The 404-nt window shown below is 44.8% G+C and carries 1 protein-coding gene; it reads left to right on the forward strand.

The features are described 5' to 3' along the window. Window positions 1-30: 30 nt before the first annotated feature. On the forward strand, window positions 31-404 hold a 374-nt coding region (locus tag NE664_15020), incomplete at its 3' end, for a citrate synthase (protein ID MCQ4727944.1).

Below are 404 nucleotides of genomic sequence, written 5' to 3' on the forward strand. Positions count from 1 at the left end.
TGAATCTAAAGGAAAAGGAGAGAATATCGCATGAATAATTTCTTCATCGCACAGACATTTGGTAAATCCTCAAACTATACGGATATTCCAAATCATTTATTCAAGGAACACAACGTAAAAAAAGGTCTCCGCAACGAGGATGGCACCGGAGTCAGGGTCGGCTTGACGCGTGTATCCGACGTTGTCGGCTACGAGATTCAGGATGGAAAAAAGGTCAATGTACCCGGAAAGCTTTTCTACCGCGGTATTGAAATCGGCGATCTGGTGAAGGGAAAAGGAAACGCGCGGTACGGATTTGAAGAAACCGCATTCCTTCTGTTATTCGGATATCTCCCTTCGAAAAAGGAGCTGAATGAATTTGCCGGAATTCTTCGCCACTTCTATCCGCTTCCCGATGAGTTTCT

The organism is Anaerotignum faecicola, from assembly GCA_024460105.1.
Classification (GTDB): domain Bacteria; phylum Bacillota; class Clostridia; order Lachnospirales; family Anaerotignaceae; genus JANFXS01.